This is a genomic window from Mixta sp., from assembly GCF_024610815.1.
GTDB lineage: Bacteria > Pseudomonadota > Gammaproteobacteria > Enterobacterales > Enterobacteriaceae > Mixta > Mixta calida.
Window position 1 is genome coordinate 1 of the sequence record NZ_JANION010000109.1, and the last position, 16,148, is coordinate 16,148.

Below are 16,148 nucleotides of genomic sequence, written 5' to 3' on the forward strand. Positions count from 1 at the left end.
AAAAGCAAAAACCCGCCTTTTGGGCGGGTTCTCTGAATAAGTGGTGCCCGGACTCGGAATCGAACCAAGGACACGGGGATTTTCAATCCCCTGCTCTACCGACTGAGCTATCCGGGCAACGGGGCGCATTAAACCGTAAAGCCGCGATGTCGTCAAATGCTTTTCATCGAATTTTGTCTGATTGCGCTCTTTTGCACCAATCGGTAAAACCATCGGTAAAAAGCGCCTTTCCACCCCCTCCGGCGTTTAACTTTTAAACAGCCGGGTCGATAACTCACGATGAAACCCTCATAACACAATAAAGGTTCATCATGCTTCGTTCTATTACATCAGGATTCGCTTCACGCTTCGCTTTGCGGCAGTGCGCTAACGTCTCCGCCACGCTGAACGCGCTTAACAAGGCGATTGCCATCATCGAGTTTACCCCGGCGGGGATTATTCTTAACGCCAACGACCTGTTTCTCAGCCGCATGGGCTATCGCCTGGATGAAATTCAGGGGCAGCATCACCGAATGTTCTGTCCGGCTGAACTGGTAAGCTCGCCAAAATATCAGGCGTTCTGGCAACGTCTGGAACGCGGCGAAAGCTTCAGCAACAAGTTTTTGCGGCTGGATAAACAGGGGCGTCCGGTCTGGCTGGAAGCGAACTATGTGCCGGTGCGCAACCGTAACGGGAAAGTCATTAAAATCATCAAGCTGGCGTCGGATATCACCCCGCATATTCTTGATGCGCAGGAGCAACGCGCCATGACCGCCGCCATCGATCGTTCAATGGCGGTCATCAGCTTCAACCTGGAGGGCGAAGTATTGAAGGCGAACGCCAACTTCCTGAAGGCTACCGGCTATCGCGAAGAGGAGGTTATCGGTCAGCATCACCGCATGTTCTGTACGCCTGAACTGCGCAACAGCCAGGAGTATCGCGCATTCTGGCACAAGCTTAACCAGGGCGATTTTGTCTCCGGCCAGTTTCATCGTATCGATAAGCAGGGCCGTACGCTGTGGCTGCGCGCCACTTATAACCCGGTGTTCGATGAGGATGGGCAGCTCTATAAGATTGTGAAGTTCGCCGCCAATGTAACCGCCCAGGTAGAGAAAAACAGCCAGGAAAGGGAAGCGGCGCAACAAGCGTATCAAACCGCGCTGCACACGGATGAAAGCACGCGCATCGGCGCAAGCGTGGTGGAAGAAAGCGTACTGAACATCAACGCGCTGGCGGGCGAGCTGCACGATATCTCTGGCGACGTCTCCAGCCTCAGCGCCCAGTCGGATCAAATCGGGCAAATTGTGGAGACCATCCGCAATATCGCCAGCCAGACCAACCTGCTGGCGCTGAACGCGGCGATCGAAGCGGCACGGGCTGGCGCGCACGGACGCAGCTTCGCGGTGGTGGCGAATGAGGTGCGATCGCTGGCGGCCAATATTAACCGCGCGACCAGTGAAATCGAAACTCTGGTGCGTGATAACCATCAGCTAGCAGGCAAAGCGCTGAGCGGTATCGAAAGCAATTTGCAGCGCGCCGATCGCGGCGTGTCGCTGGCGCAAAAAGCGGGCGAGCTGATTGCCGAAATCCGTGACAGCGCGACCGACGTGGTTAGCGCCATCAGCCATGTAGCCCGTACGCTGGAAGAGAAGTAGCCGGGCGCACTCCCCTAACCCGCCTTCACATTTTCCTGCTCGTCGGGCAGGAAAATGTGGTCGAGGATATTCCGCACTACCGGCGCCGCCGACACGCCTTCGCCGCCGCCGTTCTCCAGGATCACCGCGATCGCCACGCGCGGCTTTTCGTAAGGCGCGAAAGCGGTGTAAAACACATGATCGCGCAACCGCACGGGGATCAGCTTCGCATTGTAGGTCTGGTTCTGCTTCAGGCTGAAAACCTGCGAGGTGCCGCTTTTTGCCGCGATGCCGTAAGGCGCAGTGTGAAAATATTTATAGCCGGTGCCGTTTGGCGCGTTGGCCATGCCGAACATCGCGCGGCGTACCAGCGCCCAGTAAGGCGAATGCGCATCGGCGATCTGCATCGGCGGCGTCGCAGGCTGCCAGCGCGTGATCTGTTTCCCCTTACGGGTGGCGTAGAGCAGATGCGGCGTCACGACCCGTCCATTGTTAATCAGCGCGTCCAGCGCCTTCACCATCTGGATCGGCGTGGCGAGCCAGTAACCCTGGCCGATGCCGACCGACACCGTATCGCCCTGATACCAGGCGCGCTTGTGCACACGCTGTTTCCAGGCGCGATCCGGCAGCAGGCCGTTATACTCCTCCAGCAGATCGATGCCGGTGGATTTACCATAGCCGAACTGGCTCAGCATTTGATGGATGCGATCGATGCCCATCTCCCACGCGACCTGGTAGAAAAAGGTATCGGCCGATTCTTCGATAGCCCTGGTGACGTCAAGCATGCCGTGACCGCTTTTTTTCCAGTCGCGGTAGCGCCGCTGAGTACCGGGCAGCGTCCAGGTAGGCGCGCCATAAAAGGAGGTCTGCGGGGTGATCACGCCGCTCAGCAACGCCGACATCGCCATATAGGGCTTCACCGTCGACGCGGGCGGATAAAGTCCCTGGGTGACGCGATTGATCAGCGGCAGCGATTTATCCTGCAACAGCTGCTGATAAGCGCGATAGCTGATGCCCTTCACAAACGGGTTGGGATCGTAGCTGGGGCTGGAGACCATCGCCAGCACCGAGCCGTCGCGCGGATCTTCAATCAGCACCGCCGCGCGCTGGCCGCGCAGCTGGCTTTCCACATACTGTTGCAGATGCAGATCAAGCGTCAGGTAGATATTTTTGCCGGCGACCGGCGGCACCTCTTTCAGCACCCGCACAATGCGGCCGTGGTTATCGACCTCCACTTCCTGATAGCCGGTTTTGCCATGCAGCTGCGCTTCGTAATAGCGTTCGATGCCCTGCTTGCCGATGTTATGGTCGGCGGCGTAGTTCTCCGCGACGCCCTCTTCATTGAGGCGCTGATAGTCGCGGTCGTTGATTTTCGAGACGTAGCCGACGACGTGCGCCAGCGCCGCGCCGTAAGGATACTGCCGGTCCTGGTAACTCTCTATCTGCACGCCGTCGAAACGGTACTGGTTCACCGCAAAGCGCGCCACTTCTTGTTCGGTCAGTTCGGTTTTCAGCACCACCGGCCGGTAGCGGCTGCTCTGGCGCAACGCCTGGCGAAAATCGTTCGCCTCCTCCGGCGTCAGATCGACAATGGGCGTCAGCGCCTGCAACAGCGCCGCCATATCTTTTACCTTCCAGGGCATCACTGTAATGTCATACCAGGTGATGTTTTTCACCAGCGCGATGCCGTTGCGATCGTAAATAATGCCGCGTCGGGGCGCGACAGGGATCGTTTTGATGTCGTTGCTGTCGGATCGGGTCTGATAGTACTGGTGCTGCTGCACCTGCACATGCCAGAGGTTGACGATCAGAATAGCGAAACAGACGACCACCAGCCCAAAGGCGGTCAGCGCGCGATAGCGAAACAGTTTCTCTTCGGCGACGAAATCACGAATATTCATTCAGCAAACGGCAATTTTACGTATTCTCATTTTTACCGTTCATGATAAAGCGCTCCCCTCTGCGCACTAGCGGAAAGATGCGTATGCGCAGCGAAAAGTGTGACATTTAGTGATGATGTAACAAATTACCCATTGAAAGCCATTAATGACTATTCAGCCGACGCGAATACGGTTGAAAATGCGAGTTAGTCGCATTCAGTTAACGAATTAATTATCTTTAAAATCAAAACATTAAAATCGAAAAAAGCGCAAAAAAGCATGTTGCTTTACGCCGCTTTGCTGCATAATTCGCCAAAGAACTTTTGCCTGCCAATAACAAGGAATCGCTATGCTGACTAATGAAATGACCGCGCGTTTAAACGACCAGCTTAATCTGGAGTTCTATTCCGCCAATCTCTATTTGCAGATGAGCGCCTGGTGCAGCGACAAAGGCTTTGAAGGCGCGGCGGCGTTTTTAAAATCCCACTCGCGTGAAGAGATGGAACATATGCAGCGCCTGTTTGACTACCTCAGCGATACGGGCGTCATGCCGGTGCTGGGCAGCATCGCCGCGCCGCCGGTCTCCTTTAACTCCCTGGCGGACCTGTTCCAGCAAACCTACGAGCATGAGCAGCTGATTACGCGCAAAATCAACGAGCTGGCACACGCGGCGATGATCAGCCAGGACTACTCGACTTTCCATTTCCTGCAATGGTACGTGGCCGAACAGCACGAAGAAGAGAAGCTGTTTAAATCGGTGCTGGATAAGCTGGCGCTGGTGGGCGACAGCGGCAAAAGCCTGTTCTTTGTCGATAAAGATCTGGCGCAGATGAATGGCGACAGCCACGGCCCGACGGCCTGAGAATAAGCTGTCCCGGCGCGCGGCTGGCCCGCCGGGATCGGCTTTTTACAGCATGGTCAGCCGTAGCTCAGAGGGCTGCGGTCGGCCAAAGAAGTAGCCCTGGAACAGGGTACACCCCTCCTCTTTCAGCTTGTCGAACTGCTCGCGGCTTTCCACGCCTTCGGCGGTGATCTGAATATCCAGACTGCGGCTCATGCCGGTAATGGCGCGAATGATCGCCAGCGCTTCCCGACTATCGCTCATATCGCTGATAAACGACTTATCGATCTTAATCTTATCGAACGGGAAGGATCGCAGGTAGCTGAGCGATGAGTAGCCGGTGCCGAAATCATCCAGCGCAATCAGCACGCCCAACGCCTTCAGGCTTTGCAGCGTGCGAATATTGCCCAGCGTATCGTCCAGCAACACCGATTCGGTAATTTCCATCTCCAGCCGCCACGGCTCCAGTCCCGACTCGCGCAGCGCGCCCTCCACCGTTGAGACCAGCGCGCTGTTTTTAAACTGCACCGGCGACAGGTTAACCGACACCGTCTGATCGCCCGGCCAGTTTTTTGCTTCGCGGCACGCTTCATACAGCGCCCAGGCGCCGAGGCTGTGGATCAACCCGGTCTCTTCGGCGATGGCGATAAACTCGCCCGGCATAATCAGCCCCTTCACCGGATGATGCCAACGCATCAGCGCTTCGTAGCCGATAATCGCTTTCTGCTCGCTGTTGGTGATCGGCTGATAATAGAGCCGCAGCTGATTTTCAGTGATCGCCTCGCGCAGATCGTTCTCCAGGCTGCGTCGGGTGCGCGCCTGCACATCCATCTCCAGCGTGAAGTATTCGTAGCGGTTGCGTCCGTTGCGCTTCGCCTCGTACAGCGCCATATCGGCGCAGCGCAGCAGCTGCTCCGGCGAAGAAAGCTCTGCATCGGCGAAGGCGATGCCGATGCTCATCCCCACCGACAGGTTATGCCCTTCGACATTGACCGGCGGCATCACGACATCGATCAGCCGCTGCGCTACCATGCTCGCTTCCTGACGGTTGTTGAGGCCCGGCAGCACGATGGCGAACTCATCGCCGCCAATGCGCGCCAGCGTATCCTGCTCGCGCAGCACCGCGCGCAGACGCCTGCCGATAGCGCGCAGCAGCTCATCGCCCATCTGGTGACCCAGCGCGTCGTTCACGTTCTTAAAGTTGTCGAGATCGAGACAAAGCGCGGCGGTTTGCCGTTCGTGCAGCGCATCCTGACGCAATGCATCGCTCAGCCGCTGGCGGAACAGAATGCGGTTAGGCAGGCTGGTCAGGTAGTCATGATGGGCCATATGGTGAATGCGCGCATCGGCGGCGCGCTGATCGGTAACGTCGTCCACGATCAGCATGACATAGTGGGTGCGCGCATCGCCGCCGCGTACTGTCGCCGCGCGGGTGTGCAGAATGCGCTCGCCGCCAACGGTCACCAGCTGCCGTTCGCTCTGATGGACGCCTTCGCTGCGCAGCGCCGCATCGGCCAGCGCGTTAAAATAATCGCTCAGCTCCGGCGGCATAAACTCATGCGGCTTTTTGCCGTGGATGCTGTTTTTTTCCATGCCGAACAGCTGCTCGGCCTTGCGGTTCGCCAGCAGGATTTCGCGTGAAACGGCATCCTCCACCAGCACGCAGGAGGGAATGCTGGTGATGATGGTGTCAAGAAATCGCGACATCGAGGTCATGCGTTCGCTCTGCGCCTCCGCCAAATCTTTGGCGCGCAGGATCTGCTGCTCATATTCGCGCCGTTCGGTGACGTCGCGGGTGATTTTCGCAAAACCGACCAGCTTGCCGCTTTCGTCGCGGATGGCGTCAATCACTACATGCGCCCAGAACGCGCTGCCGTCTTTACGATAGCGCCAGCCCTGATCTTCAAACCGCCCGGTTCGGCGCGCGATATTGAGATTGGCGTCGGGAATTCTGCTCTGCCGCTCCTGCGAGCTGTAGAACAACGAAAAGTGCTGGCCGATAATTTCGCTGGTGACGTAGCCCTTTGCGCGCTGGGCGCCGGCGTTCCAGTTCACCACGTGGCCGCCGGTATCAAGCATATAGATGGCGTAATCGGTGACGCTCTCCACCAGCAGGCGAAACTTTTCTTCCTGGGTGCGCCGTTCGCGCTGCATTTCCCGCTGTTCGGTACAGTCGCGGGTAATTTTCGCATAGCCGAGCAGCTTGCCGTTGTCATCCAGAATGGCGTCGATCACCACATGCGCCCAGAACGCGCTGCCGTCCTTGCGGTAGCGCCAACCTTTATCTTCGAAGCGGCCGGTACGAAAAGCGGTTTGCAGGTTCTTTTCCGGAATATAGGCCATGCGCTCTTGCAGGCTGTAGAAGGTAGAGAAGTGTTTCCCGACGATCTCATCTGCGGCATAGCCTTTAGCGCGCTGAGCGCCGCTGTTCCAGTTCATTACCATGCCATCGGTATCGAGCATATAGATGGCGTAGTCAGTGACGCCTTCTACCAGCAGACGGAACTTCTGCTCCTGCTCGCGCTCCTGGCGCAGCAGCGCCTGCTGTTCGGTACAGTCGCGGGTAATCACCGCAAACCCCAGCATGCCGCCTTGATCTTCATAGATCGCGTCGATCACTACCAGCGCCCAGTAGGCGCTGCCGTCTTTGCGGTAACGCCAGCCTTCCATTTCAAAACGGCCGTCGCGCTGGGCGACGGCAAGGTTTTTTAGCGCAACGCCCTTCGCCCGTTCGCTTTCGCTGTAAAACACGGCGATGTTTTTGCCGATGATCTCCTCTGGCAGATAGCCGGTTACCCGTTCGGCGCCCACGTTCCAGTTGGCGATAGTGCCGTCGGGATGGATCATATAAATGGCGTAATCGACTACGCTCTGCACCAGTAGCCGATAATATTTATCTGAGTTTTCGTTCATCATGTTGCCCGCTTGCGGCCCAGACTGAGGTCTGAGTTGGTTGGACATGGCGACGTAGTGCGTCTGGCTGACCAGCGCTACGCTAAAGAAAAACTTATCTGTCCGCCCAAACGCATTTCGGCAGACGGCTTCTTTCCATGCATATCGGCAAGGGTGACAAATTATTCAGCGCTTTACAGGTGAAATGATCTTAACTAAATAACTTAACCCAGATTGCGGGCAGGGTTTTGTCGCCGGGCAAGGAAAGGAAGCGGCGTCTTTTGTCTACGCAGGAAATCAAAAACGCTGTGCGCTAAACCGGTTATGCTTCCCTGCATTCACTGATGTTTTAACCAGACAGGGAGCCTGCATGAAAATCGACGCCGACATGAGTTTTCGCAAGCTGGAAATCTTTATCGCCTTTATGGCCTGCGGCAACATCGCCCGCGCCGCTGAACAGCTGAGCCTGAGCAATGTCAGCGTGCATCGCGCCCTGCATACCCTTGAAGAAAATATACGCTGTCCACTGTTTATCCATCAGGGACGCAACCTGAAACCGCTGCCCGCCGCGCATACGCTGCTGGAATACGCGCTGGACGCGGTGGATGTCATGGCGAAAGGGATTACCGAAGCGCGCAATAAGGCGGGACTGGGACAGAAGCGGATGCGCATCGGCACGCTCTATTCGCTAACGCTGGAGACCGTACCGCGCCTGATTATGGGCATGAAGCTGCGCCGCCCCGATCTGGAGCTGGATTTAACAATGGGTTCAAATCAGCTGCTGCTGGAAAAGCTACAGCAGGGCGAACTGGACGCGATCCTGCTCTCTGTCACCGACAGCCAGATTGACCGGCGGCGCCATGAGGTGCTGCCGCTGTTCGAGGACACGATTTTTATGGCGGCGCCGGCGGATGCGCAGTTGGGCGACGGGCCGAGCGCCGATCTGCGCGATTACCGCCAGCAAAAGTTCGTTTCGCTGGCGGAGGGGTTCGCTACCTTTCACGGCTTTCAGGAGGCGTTCGGCATTGCCGGTTTCGACGCCAATATCGTGATGCGCGTTAACGATATCTTTTCCATGCTGAGCCTGGTGCAGGCGGGCGTCGGCTATGCGCTGGTGCCCGGCAGAATGCGACGGATTTATGAAAGCAGCCTGCAACTGATCCCGCTGGCGGAGCCCTATCAGATGCGGCAGCTGATCGCCATCGTCTTCGACCGCAACCGCGAACACGATCCTAATCTGCTGGCGCTGGTGGCGGAAGGCCGGATGTATGCGCGTGAAGTCGGCGTCAGCGCGACGCCGGATCGCTCCAGCGACAGCGCGTCGCCGCGCGCCAGCGGTTCGCGCGCCAGACCGGTCAGCACCGCGCCGGGAGGCATCTCCAGCGCCAGGCCGACATCGCGCTCGTTGGCCGCTTCCATCGCCTCGTGCCAGCGCACGGTGCGCGCCATATTCATCGCCAGGTCGTCGGCAATCTGCTCCGGCTGCCACAGCTGACGGGCAGTGCTGCCGCTCAGATAGGCGTAGCGCGGGCGCGTCAGCGTGACGTCAGCGAAAGCCTGCGCCAGCCGCCGCGCCTGTTCGTTCAGCAAGGCGCAGTGGGAAGGCACGCTGACCGCCAGCCGATGCACCTTCTGCGCGCCGTGCGCCGCCGCCCGCTGCGCCGCCTGCTGCATCGCCTCTTCGCTGCCGGCGATCACCATCTGCTGCGCGGCGTTAATATTCGCCAGGTAGCAGTCGCCCAGCAGCGGTTCGATATCGCTCTGGCTCAGGCCGGTAATCGCGGTCAAACCATAGCCTGAAGGATAAGCCTGCTCCATCAGCTCGCCGCGCAGCGCCACCAGACGCAGCGCGTTAGCGAAATCCAATGCCCCCGCCGTTACCGCCGCCGGAAAAGCGCCGATCGACAGGCCGCTGACCATATCCGGCTGCAATCCCTGACGCGCCAGCTCGCGCGCCCAACCGACGCCCGCGATCAGCAGGCAAAGCTGCACCGCGCGGGTATGCCGCAGCGCTTCGGCGCTGTCCAGCCGGGCGACATCTTCATGGAGCGCCTCGCTCGCTTCCGCCAGCAGTTCGTCGCCGCACGGCAATCCCTGCAACATGCCGGGACGCTGCGGCCCTTGGCCGGGGAACATAAACAACACTTTCATTAGCCTAAACCTCCATCTCAGCCCGCCAGGGATCGCTGACCAGCTGCGGTCCCCGGTTGGTTTTCAACAGCGCGCCCGTCGCGCAGCCACTCGTTGAGGGCGAACGCGCCGCAGGGCGTCTCGACCTGCGTATCCGCGCGGCACGGCAGGCGGTCGACCTGCTGCTGCCAGCGCTGAAACGCGGTTGGCGCCAGCGGCTGCGGCGCGCGGATCAGCAGGTCGAGATCGCTGCCGCTGTGCAGCACCGGCACCTCGGTCGCCAGCGCGTAGCCGCAGCTGCCGGTAATGCCCCACTGCCACGGCCAGCTCTGCTGCGCCAGCAGGATCGCGCCCTGCACCGGCGGCTGCGAGACGAAAATCGAACGTAGCAGCAGCCCGACGTCAGCCAGCGATTCCGGCGTGACGAAACGGATTATCGCCGCCGCGTCCAGCCAGGCGGCGGCGCGCCGCTCACGTCCCATACCGCGAATCCCGACGGCGATCAGCCCGGCCGGATGGGTATCCCGGCGCACCACCAGCGGCAGCGTAGGCTGCCACTGTAGCGCCACCCAGTCAGGCAGATCGCCCTGTAACGCCTGAGAATCGTTCAGCCAGATTAAGTCGTGGGGACGCGGCGCCATCAATTACATTCCTGCGGTTAAAGAGATAAATAAAGGCAGCGTCACGATACAGAGCACCGACGTTATCAGCAAGGTCGCTTCCGCATCAGGCGACTGCACGCCGAAGCGGTTGCCAAACACCACGCCGAAGAAGCCGGCGGAGAGCGCCACCATCAGAATCGAGGTGATCGCCAGCGAACCGTGCAACCCTAACGCCAGCACCAGCGCCCAGGCGATCGGCGGCTGAATCAGCAGCTTGGTGACGCTGGAGAGCGCGACCGCGCCGTTCAGCTTCAGCTGGCGCGCCGACAGGATCAAGCCGGTCAGGAACAGCGCGGCGGCGGTAGCGGCCAGGCCCAGCGGTCTGATTGCCGTCAGCACCAGGTCAGGCATATGAATGCCCAGCGCCGATAACACCACCCCCAGCAGCGGTCCCCAGACAATCGGTTTTTTCACCGAGCGCCACATCAACACCGGCAGCATGGTCAGGGACGATCCCTGCACCGTACCCGCCTCGCGCGCTTTTTCACGCTCCAGGATCAGCAGGCAGAACGGCGTCATCAATACCGAGCCGCAGGCGATAGAAACCGCCACCGAGAGCGAGGTGCTGGCGTTTTCGCCCAGCACGCTGCCGAGGATCGGCAGTCCCAGCGCGGCATAGTTCGGCAGCGCCACCGTCAGAGTCAACACCGCGGCGTCCTGCGGCGACTTATGGAAGACCTTGATACAGAGAAAATAGATGGCGGCGTAGGCGATCCACATCGCCAGCGTTAGCACCACCACCAGCGGCATCTGTTCGACAATCCCGCTCCAGGGCGTCTGAACAGTAGCGCTGAACAGCGCGGCCGGCAGTGCGAAATCCATTACGAAGATATTGAGTAAAGCGACGTTCTTGTTATCCACCATTTTCGCCTTGCCGGCCATAAAGCCCAACAGCATGATGACGAAAATAGGGGCGAGCGCGTGGAGAATAGTATAAGTCATAGGTCACCTGTAAATATGAGTTAAAAGTTTGCACAGGTGCGATGGTTTATTGTTTTACAGGCTGTTTTTATGGATGGGCAGCGAGTGCCCATCACGATCCACCTGGCAGGTTTGTCTTAACAACATGGATTACCAGAGCGCGCGCATACGTTCGCGCACCAGCGCGGAGCTGCGGCGGTTTTCACCGCGCAGACGGTGTTGCAGGCTGCGGTCGCCGTTACGGGCGTCCCCGATGGCGCGGATCAGCGCTTCCATTACCTGCTGTTTCGCCTGGTCGTCAGGCGCGTCCGGTTTGGCGATATTCAGCATCTCGTCCAGCAGGCCCAGCGTCTGATAATTTTCCACGTCATAGGCCATCGGCGGCACCGTTGAGGCGAGCGCCATCAGGGCATCGACGCTGCGCAGCGTAATGCGCGCCGCGGAAGCCTGGCCCATGGCGTGAATCAGGACGCCGGGATCGTTAAAGGCGATCAGCCGGTTGGCCTGATAACCGTGCGCCAGGAAAGCGCCGGACATCGCCTTGCCGACGATCAGCCCGACAATCGGGTGCCCGGCGAGACGCGCCTGCGCCCAGGCGGCGGCCGAGGCCGCCAGCGCCTGATGGATGCCGAAGGCTTCTTCGCGGCGTCCGTAGGCCTGGCTCGGCACGTCGATTACCGCGACGATTGGGCGTTTACGTTCCGCCTGCGCGTCGGCGGCGATGGTTTCCTGCACCACTTTCGCCAGCGTCCAGCCTTCCAGCAGACCGACCTCGCCGTTGGCGGCGCGCGGAAAGTGGTTGTTTTCATCGGGCACGACGGCGATGTAACGCACGTTCTCCCCATTCAGGTCGGCGTCCGCCACCTGAACCGACGGGCAAAGCCCCTCTAAGCGAGGCGCATTCTGACTCAGCAGCGCCAGCCATGTTTCGCCGCGACTGATTGAACTCATAGCGAATCCTCCGCAAAAAATTGTTGAATCTGTTCGCTGTCTGCCTGACGGCTGGTGTCTACGGCCTCCAGGCGCGCCAGCATGCGTGCGTAATCGTCGGTACGATGCTGTTCCGGTACGCCGCGCGCCAGCGCCGCGTTCACCGCCTGTTTCACCGCATGGACGCCGTCGTCCACCAACACGTCCGCCAGGCCGCTGCGATAGCGCACCTCGCCGCCGGTGATGCTCCAGATAAAGGGCCGGTTGCGCGAGTCATACTCTTCGATGCCCGCCTCCTGCTCGATAACCTGCGGGCCGTTCAGACCCAGGCGCGCTTCGCGGGTGACGATCAGCGAACTGCACAGTCCGGCCGCGATTGACATGCCGCCGAAGCAGCCGACGGTGCCGGCAATCACGCCGACGACCGGGGTATAGCGTCGCAGGTCGACGATGGCGGCGTGGATGTCGGCAATTGCCGCCAGCCCCAGGTTCGCTTCCTGTAAGCGCACGCCGCCGGTTTCCAGGCAGAGCACCGCCTGCGTCGGCACGCCGCGACGGTGATCTTCCGCCGCCAGCTCCAGCGCCGCCGCCATTTTGGCGCCGGAGACTTCGCCCATGCTGCCGCCCTGGAAGGTGCCTTCGATAGCGATCACCACCGTCGGCTTGCCGTCGATGGTGCCTTTCGCCACCACCATGCCGTCATCGGCCTGCGGCACAATGCCCTGCATCGGCAGCCAGGGCGACATGACGCCGTCAAACGGATCGAGCAGTTCGCGGTAAGATCCTTCGTCCAGCAGCAGACGCGCGCGTTCACGCGCCCGCAGCTCAATAAAACTGCTGTCGTTACGCATCGCTTGCCCCCTCAAATACCTGTTCAATACGGATTCGCGCGACGCCCGGCGTGGCGCCGAAATCATGAATGGTCAGCTTGCCGGACGGCAGGCCGTTCAACGTGCTGAGACGGTCGAACAGCGCACGCCAGCGCGCTTCGAAATTAACCACGGAAGTGGTGATATCGACTTCAAGACGTTCGCCCTGATCGGCGACAAACAGGGCTTCCATATCGCCGGAGCCCACGACGCCAGCCAGCGCCTGCCCATACAGGGTGCGCGTGGCGGGATAAGAAAGTGTGATTTGTTCCATAACATCCTCAATCTGTAGGTAAGCAAATACCATCGAGAAACAGCGTGGCCGCCAGCAGATCCGCCGCGCCGCCCGGCGAGGCGTTCAGACGCAGCATATCGGCGTCGAGACGCGCCAGCGCCTGCTCGCCTTCCGGCGTCCCGCAGCCGCCCGCGCTCAGCACCTGACGCGCGCCCTGGCGCATCGCCTCCAGGCCAGCCAGTCCGGCACGCGACAGGACGCAGGTATCGCTCAGCGAGGTCATGATCGCCATCAGCGCATCCAGTCGCGCCTGCGCTTCCGACGCGCCCGCCGCGCGGCTGCGCCGTAGCTGCGGCAGCGCCAGTTGAGCAATATGCGGAAACGCCTGCTGCGCCTCTTCGCGCGCGCCCGGCACGTGATAACGCTGCGTGGCGCGCAGCCCTTTGCTAAAGGTGCGCGGCGCGCGATCGTCCGGCAGCCGCGCCAGCGCGGCGGCGGTCTGGCATACCGCCTGCGCCGTGCTTTTGACGTCGAGCATGGCGGCGGCGCTGACCAACAACCCCAGCGCCCAGATCGCGCCGCGATGGGTGTTGACGCCCTGCGTGGCCGCCATCATCCGCGCTTCGCCTTCGCGCCCCAGCTGACCGACCTGCTGGCGCAGCGCGATATCCGCCGGACGTCGCCAACTGTTTAGCGCCAGCGCGTAAAAGGTGGGTTGTAGCGCGCGAGCGGATCGCTCCATCAGCGCCAGCGTCAGGTCGTGATGCGCCCCGCTGCCGCGTCCGTCCACCAGGCCCGGCTTCGGCGTCAGGCGCGCTTCGTCAATCAGCGCGCCGCTTGCCCGCTCCGCCAGGCGGAGGGCCAGCTTTTCAGCGCGCTCTGCTGAGCGTTGCGGTGGCATCGCCATTACCAGCTCCGGAATTTAGCTGGCGGGTTGTAAAGACCGCCGGACCATTCCACCAGGTCCGCGACGCTGCCTGCGGCCAACAGGGAACGGCTCGCTTCGCTGCGGCGAATGCCTAAATCTTCCGGCCAGGCGATTTTGCCTTCGCGTCGCAGCTGCTCTACGCGTTTAGCGTCAACGCCGAGGCCGATATCGGTGATGCCGGCCACCGCCGCCGCCATCGCCCGACGCTCTTCCATCGACTGCGCGCGATAGAGATAGGCGATGCCTTCTTCCGTCAGCACGTGGGTCACGTCGTCGCCGTAGATCATTACCGGCGCCAACGGCATGCCGGAGGCTTTGCCTACGTCAATGGCGTCGAGTTTTTCCACGAAGGTCGGTTTGCCGCCCGCCTGGAAGGTTTCCACCATCTGCACCACCAGCTTACGGCCGCGCACCAGCGGATCGGGCTGGTCGATCATCGCCAGCCAGGCTGGGGTGGCGTGACGACGGCCATGGGGATCGTGGCCCATGTTCGGCGCACCGCCGAAACCGGAGAGACGACCGCGCGTGACGGTAGAGGAGTTGGCGTAGCCGTCGACCTGCAATGTCGAACCGATAAACATATCGACTGCATACTGACCGGCCAGCTGGCAGAAGGCGCGGTTGGATCGCATCGATCCGTCCGGGCCGGTAAAGAAGATGTCCGGGCGCGCGGCGATGTAGTTTTCCATCCCCAGTTCGCTACCGAAGCTGTGGATGCTCTCCACCCAGCCGCTTTCAATCGCGGGGATCAGCGTTGGGTGCGGGTTGAGCGTCCAGTGACGGCAGATTTTGCCCTTGAGTCCAAGCTTCTCGCCGTAGGTCGGCAGCAGCAGCTCGATGGCGGCGGTGTTAAAGCCGATGCCGTGATTCAGGGACTGCACCTGATGTTCGGCGTAGATGCCTTTGATGGCCATCATCGCCATCAACACATGCTCCTGTTTGATCAGACGCGGGTCGCGGGTGAACAGCGGCTCAATAAAGAAAGGCTGGTCGGCGACCACCACGTAATCGATCCAGGAACCAGGGATATCGACGCGCGGCAGGTCATTCACGTCGTTCACCAGCTCGTTCACCTGAGCGATGACGATGCCGTTGCGGAACGCGGCGGCTTCTACCAGCGCGGGCGTATCTTCGGTGCTGGGGCCGGTGTAGAGATTGCCCTGGCGGTCGGCTTTAAAGCCAGCGACCAGCGCGACATTCGGCACGAGATCGACATAGAGACGGGCGTAGAGTTCGATATAGGTATGAATCGCGCCGATTTCCAGCTGACCATCTTCCAGCAGTTGGGAAATACGCAGGCTTTGCGTACCGGAAAAGGAGAAATCGAGTTTACGGGCGATGCCTTTTTCAAAAATATCCAGATGCTCGCTGCGGCTGACGCTCGGCATAATCATATGCAGATCGTGAATCTTCTGCGGGTTGACCTCCGCCAGCATGCGCGACAGAAAATCGGCCTATTTCTGGTTATTCCCCTCCAGCACCACGCGGTCGCCGGGAGCAATCAGTTTTTCAAGGACATTAGGTAAATCGTCGGTGGGCAGAACTTTGCCTGGAATAGCGAGTGATGCAATGCGTCGCTGTTTTTCAGTGCGACGGGTATCCCAGACGCGGCCTGATGATGATTCAGGCAACATGGCTAACCTCCTGGCTCATTTGTGATTTAACTCAAATCGATGAGAAGAGTCTCTGCCTGTCAGCGCTATGCATCAATTAAGCAGGGCGCAGGATCGTTAGCCTGAGAGTAATGGAAGTTTACCGCTTCTGAGGTACAGGCCGCATCGGACGCCGCCGCGCCCTTTTCCGTCACTGCGGCCGGGTTGATAACATGAAGATAAGCAAGATCTTATCTGGATTTTTTCATGGCGAGCGGCGCCGGATATGCCTACGATTTGCAGGATCGCGCAGCGCCTGTCGTTACGGTTATCCTTCGTCAGCTCACAAAAAGGCGACTCTATCGTTGCTGGTGAGCGCAAAACAATAATGTGTTTTAAACGCGGTTTAGCGCTTTTATTACCTGCCCTGTAGCAGGGGGGTTAAATAGGATCGTTAGCAGGTTTAAAGGATATTTTCCGGTTTTAAACGCTACGGCCGCGCTTTAACAGTAAGACAGAAAGGCTTATCGCCTTCCTGGCGTAAAATAATCTTTCATTCCGGCACGATAAAAAAATAGCTATGCTAAGCGGTTTTTCCCCCGGCCGAATTAGAGACAATTCTCACATTGATATATTTAACGTCTGGATATAATAC

Annotated in this window: 10 protein-coding genes, 1 tRNA gene and 3 pseudogenes; 3 read left to right on the forward strand and 11 right to left on the reverse strand. The window is 59.7% G+C overall.

The window, feature by feature from the left end:
- Positions 1 to 41: 41 nt before the first annotated feature.
- A tRNA-Phe gene (locus MYY08_RS07610) sits at positions 42 to 117 on the reverse strand.
- 194 nt (positions 118 to 311) lie between these two features.
- Between MYY08_RS07610 and MYY08_RS07615 the strand changes: the two genes are divergently transcribed.
- Positions 312 to 1,634 carry a methyl-accepting chemotaxis protein gene (locus tag MYY08_RS07615; RefSeq protein WP_288013870.1) on the forward strand — a complete coding sequence of 441 codons (1,323 nt, stop codon included), beginning with the start codon at positions 312 to 314 and terminating at the stop codon, positions 1,632 to 1,634.
- A gap of 14 nt (positions 1,635 to 1,648) precedes the next feature.
- Here MYY08_RS07615 and mrdA2 read toward each other — a convergent pair whose 3' ends face one another.
- Complete coding sequence (gene mrdA2, locus MYY08_RS07620) at positions 1,649 to 3,514, reverse strand: peptidoglycan DD-transpeptidase MrdA2 (RefSeq protein ID WP_190296197.1); 1,866 nt, start codon at positions 3,512 to 3,514, stop codon at positions 1,649 to 1,651.
- A 328-nt stretch (positions 3,515 to 3,842) separates the two neighbouring features.
- Here mrdA2 and ftnA point away from each other — a divergent pair, with 328 nt between their 5' ends.
- Positions 3,843 to 4,355 (forward strand): non-heme ferritin, encoded by a 513-nt coding sequence (gene ftnA / locus MYY08_RS07625; RefSeq protein ID WP_038624153.1) that lies wholly within the window; start codon positions 3,843 to 3,845, stop codon positions 4,353 to 4,355.
- A 45-nt stretch (positions 4,356 to 4,400) separates the two neighbouring features.
- Here the strand turns inward: ftnA and MYY08_RS07630 are convergent, their stop codons facing one another.
- Positions 4,401 to 7,247 (reverse strand): EAL domain-containing protein, encoded by a 2,847-nt coding sequence (locus MYY08_RS07630; RefSeq protein WP_084971423.1) that lies wholly within the window; start codon positions 7,245 to 7,247, stop codon positions 4,401 to 4,403.
- Positions 7,248 to 7,596: 349 nt separating this feature from the next.
- On the opposite strand from MYY08_RS07630, the pseudogene MYY08_RS07635 reads away from it, so the two are divergent.
- Positions 7,597 to 8,520 (forward strand): annotated as a pseudogene (locus tag MYY08_RS07635) (LysR family transcriptional regulator); the annotation flags it as partial.
- On the opposite strand, the gene mdcH reads toward MYY08_RS07635, so the two are convergent.
- From mdcH to mdcA, 8 genes and pseudogenes are all read right to left on the reverse strand, one after another.
- On the reverse strand, positions 8,406 to 9,377 hold the full coding sequence (gene mdcH / locus MYY08_RS07640; protein WP_288013871.1) for a malonate decarboxylase subunit epsilon: 972 nt from the start codon (positions 9,375 to 9,377) through the stop codon (positions 8,406 to 8,408). The pseudogene MYY08_RS07635 and the gene mdcH overlap by 115 nt on opposite strands.
- Before the next feature lie 4 nt (positions 9,378 to 9,381).
- Positions 9,382 to 9,997 (reverse strand): annotated as a pseudogene (locus tag MYY08_RS07645) (malonate decarboxylase holo-ACP synthase).
- 3 nt (positions 9,998 to 10,000) lie between these two features.
- Positions 10,001 to 10,960, reverse strand: coding sequence for an AEC family transporter (locus MYY08_RS07650; protein WP_288013872.1), 960 nt, complete (start codon positions 10,958 to 10,960; stop codon positions 10,001 to 10,003).
- A 129-nt stretch (positions 10,961 to 11,089) separates the two neighbouring features.
- Positions 11,090 to 11,890, reverse strand: coding sequence for a biotin-independent malonate decarboxylase subunit gamma (gene mdcE / locus MYY08_RS07655; protein ID WP_288013873.1), 801 nt, complete (start codon positions 11,888 to 11,890; stop codon positions 11,090 to 11,092).
- Positions 11,887 to 12,720 (reverse strand): biotin-independent malonate decarboxylase subunit beta, encoded by an 834-nt coding sequence (locus MYY08_RS07660; protein WP_190296200.1) that lies wholly within the window; start codon positions 12,718 to 12,720, stop codon positions 11,887 to 11,889. Before MYY08_RS07660 ends, mdcE begins: the two co-directional genes overlap by 4 nt.
- Positions 12,713 to 13,012, reverse strand: a complete 300-nt coding sequence (gene mdcC / locus MYY08_RS07665) for a malonate decarboxylase acyl carrier protein (RefSeq protein WP_038624144.1) — start codon at positions 13,010 to 13,012, stop codon at positions 12,713 to 12,715. The genes MYY08_RS07660 and mdcC overlap by 8 nt, the downstream gene beginning before the upstream one ends.
- A gap of 7 nt (positions 13,013 to 13,019) precedes the next feature.
- Entirely contained in the window at positions 13,020 to 13,880 is an 861-nt protein-coding gene (locus tag MYY08_RS07670) for a triphosphoribosyl-dephospho-CoA synthase (protein ID WP_502888451.1), read from the reverse strand.
- Positions 13,880 to 15,535: pseudogene (gene mdcA, locus MYY08_RS07675) on the reverse strand (malonate decarboxylase subunit alpha). The gene MYY08_RS07670 and the pseudogene mdcA overlap by 1 nt, the downstream one beginning before the upstream one ends.
- Positions 15,536 to 16,148 lie beyond the last annotated feature (613 nt).

Excerpts from the sequence above, each read along its gene's own strand:
- MYY08_RS07630 (WP_084971423.1), bottom strand. The coding sequence starts at position 7,247 with ATGAACGAAAACTCAGATAAATATTATCGGCTACTGGTGCAGAGCGTA.
- MYY08_RS07660 (WP_190296200.1), bottom strand. The coding sequence starts at position 12,720 with ATGCGTAACGACAGCAGTTTTATTGAGCTGCGGGCGCGTGAACGCGCG.
- MYY08_RS07650 (WP_288013872.1), bottom strand. The coding sequence starts at position 10,960 with ATGACTTATACTATTCTCCACGCGCTCGCCCCTATTTTCGTCATCATG.
- ftnA (WP_038624153.1), top strand. The coding sequence starts at position 3,843 with ATGCTGACTAATGAAATGACCGCGCGTTTAAACGACCAGCTTAATCTG.
- MYY08_RS07615 (WP_288013870.1), top strand. The coding sequence starts at position 312 with ATGCTTCGTTCTATTACATCAGGATTCGCTTCACGCTTCGCTTTGCGG.
- mdcE (WP_288013873.1), bottom strand. The coding sequence starts at position 11,890 with ATGAGTTCAATCAGTCGCGGCGAAACATGGCTGGCGCTGCTGAGTCAG.
- MYY08_RS07670 (WP_502888451.1), bottom strand. The coding sequence starts at position 13,880 with ATGGCGATGCCACCGCAACGCTCAGCAGAGCGCGCTGAAAAGCTGGCC.
- mdcH (WP_288013871.1), bottom strand. The coding sequence starts at position 9,377 with ATGAAAGTGTTGTTTATGTTCCCCGGCCAAGGGCCGCAGCGTCCCGGC.
- mdcC (WP_038624144.1), bottom strand. The coding sequence starts at position 13,012 with ATGGAACAAATCACACTTTCTTATCCCGCCACGCGCACCCTGTATGGG.
- mrdA2 (WP_190296197.1), bottom strand. The coding sequence starts at position 3,514 with ATGAATATTCGTGATTTCGTCGCCGAAGAGAAACTGTTTCGCTATCGC.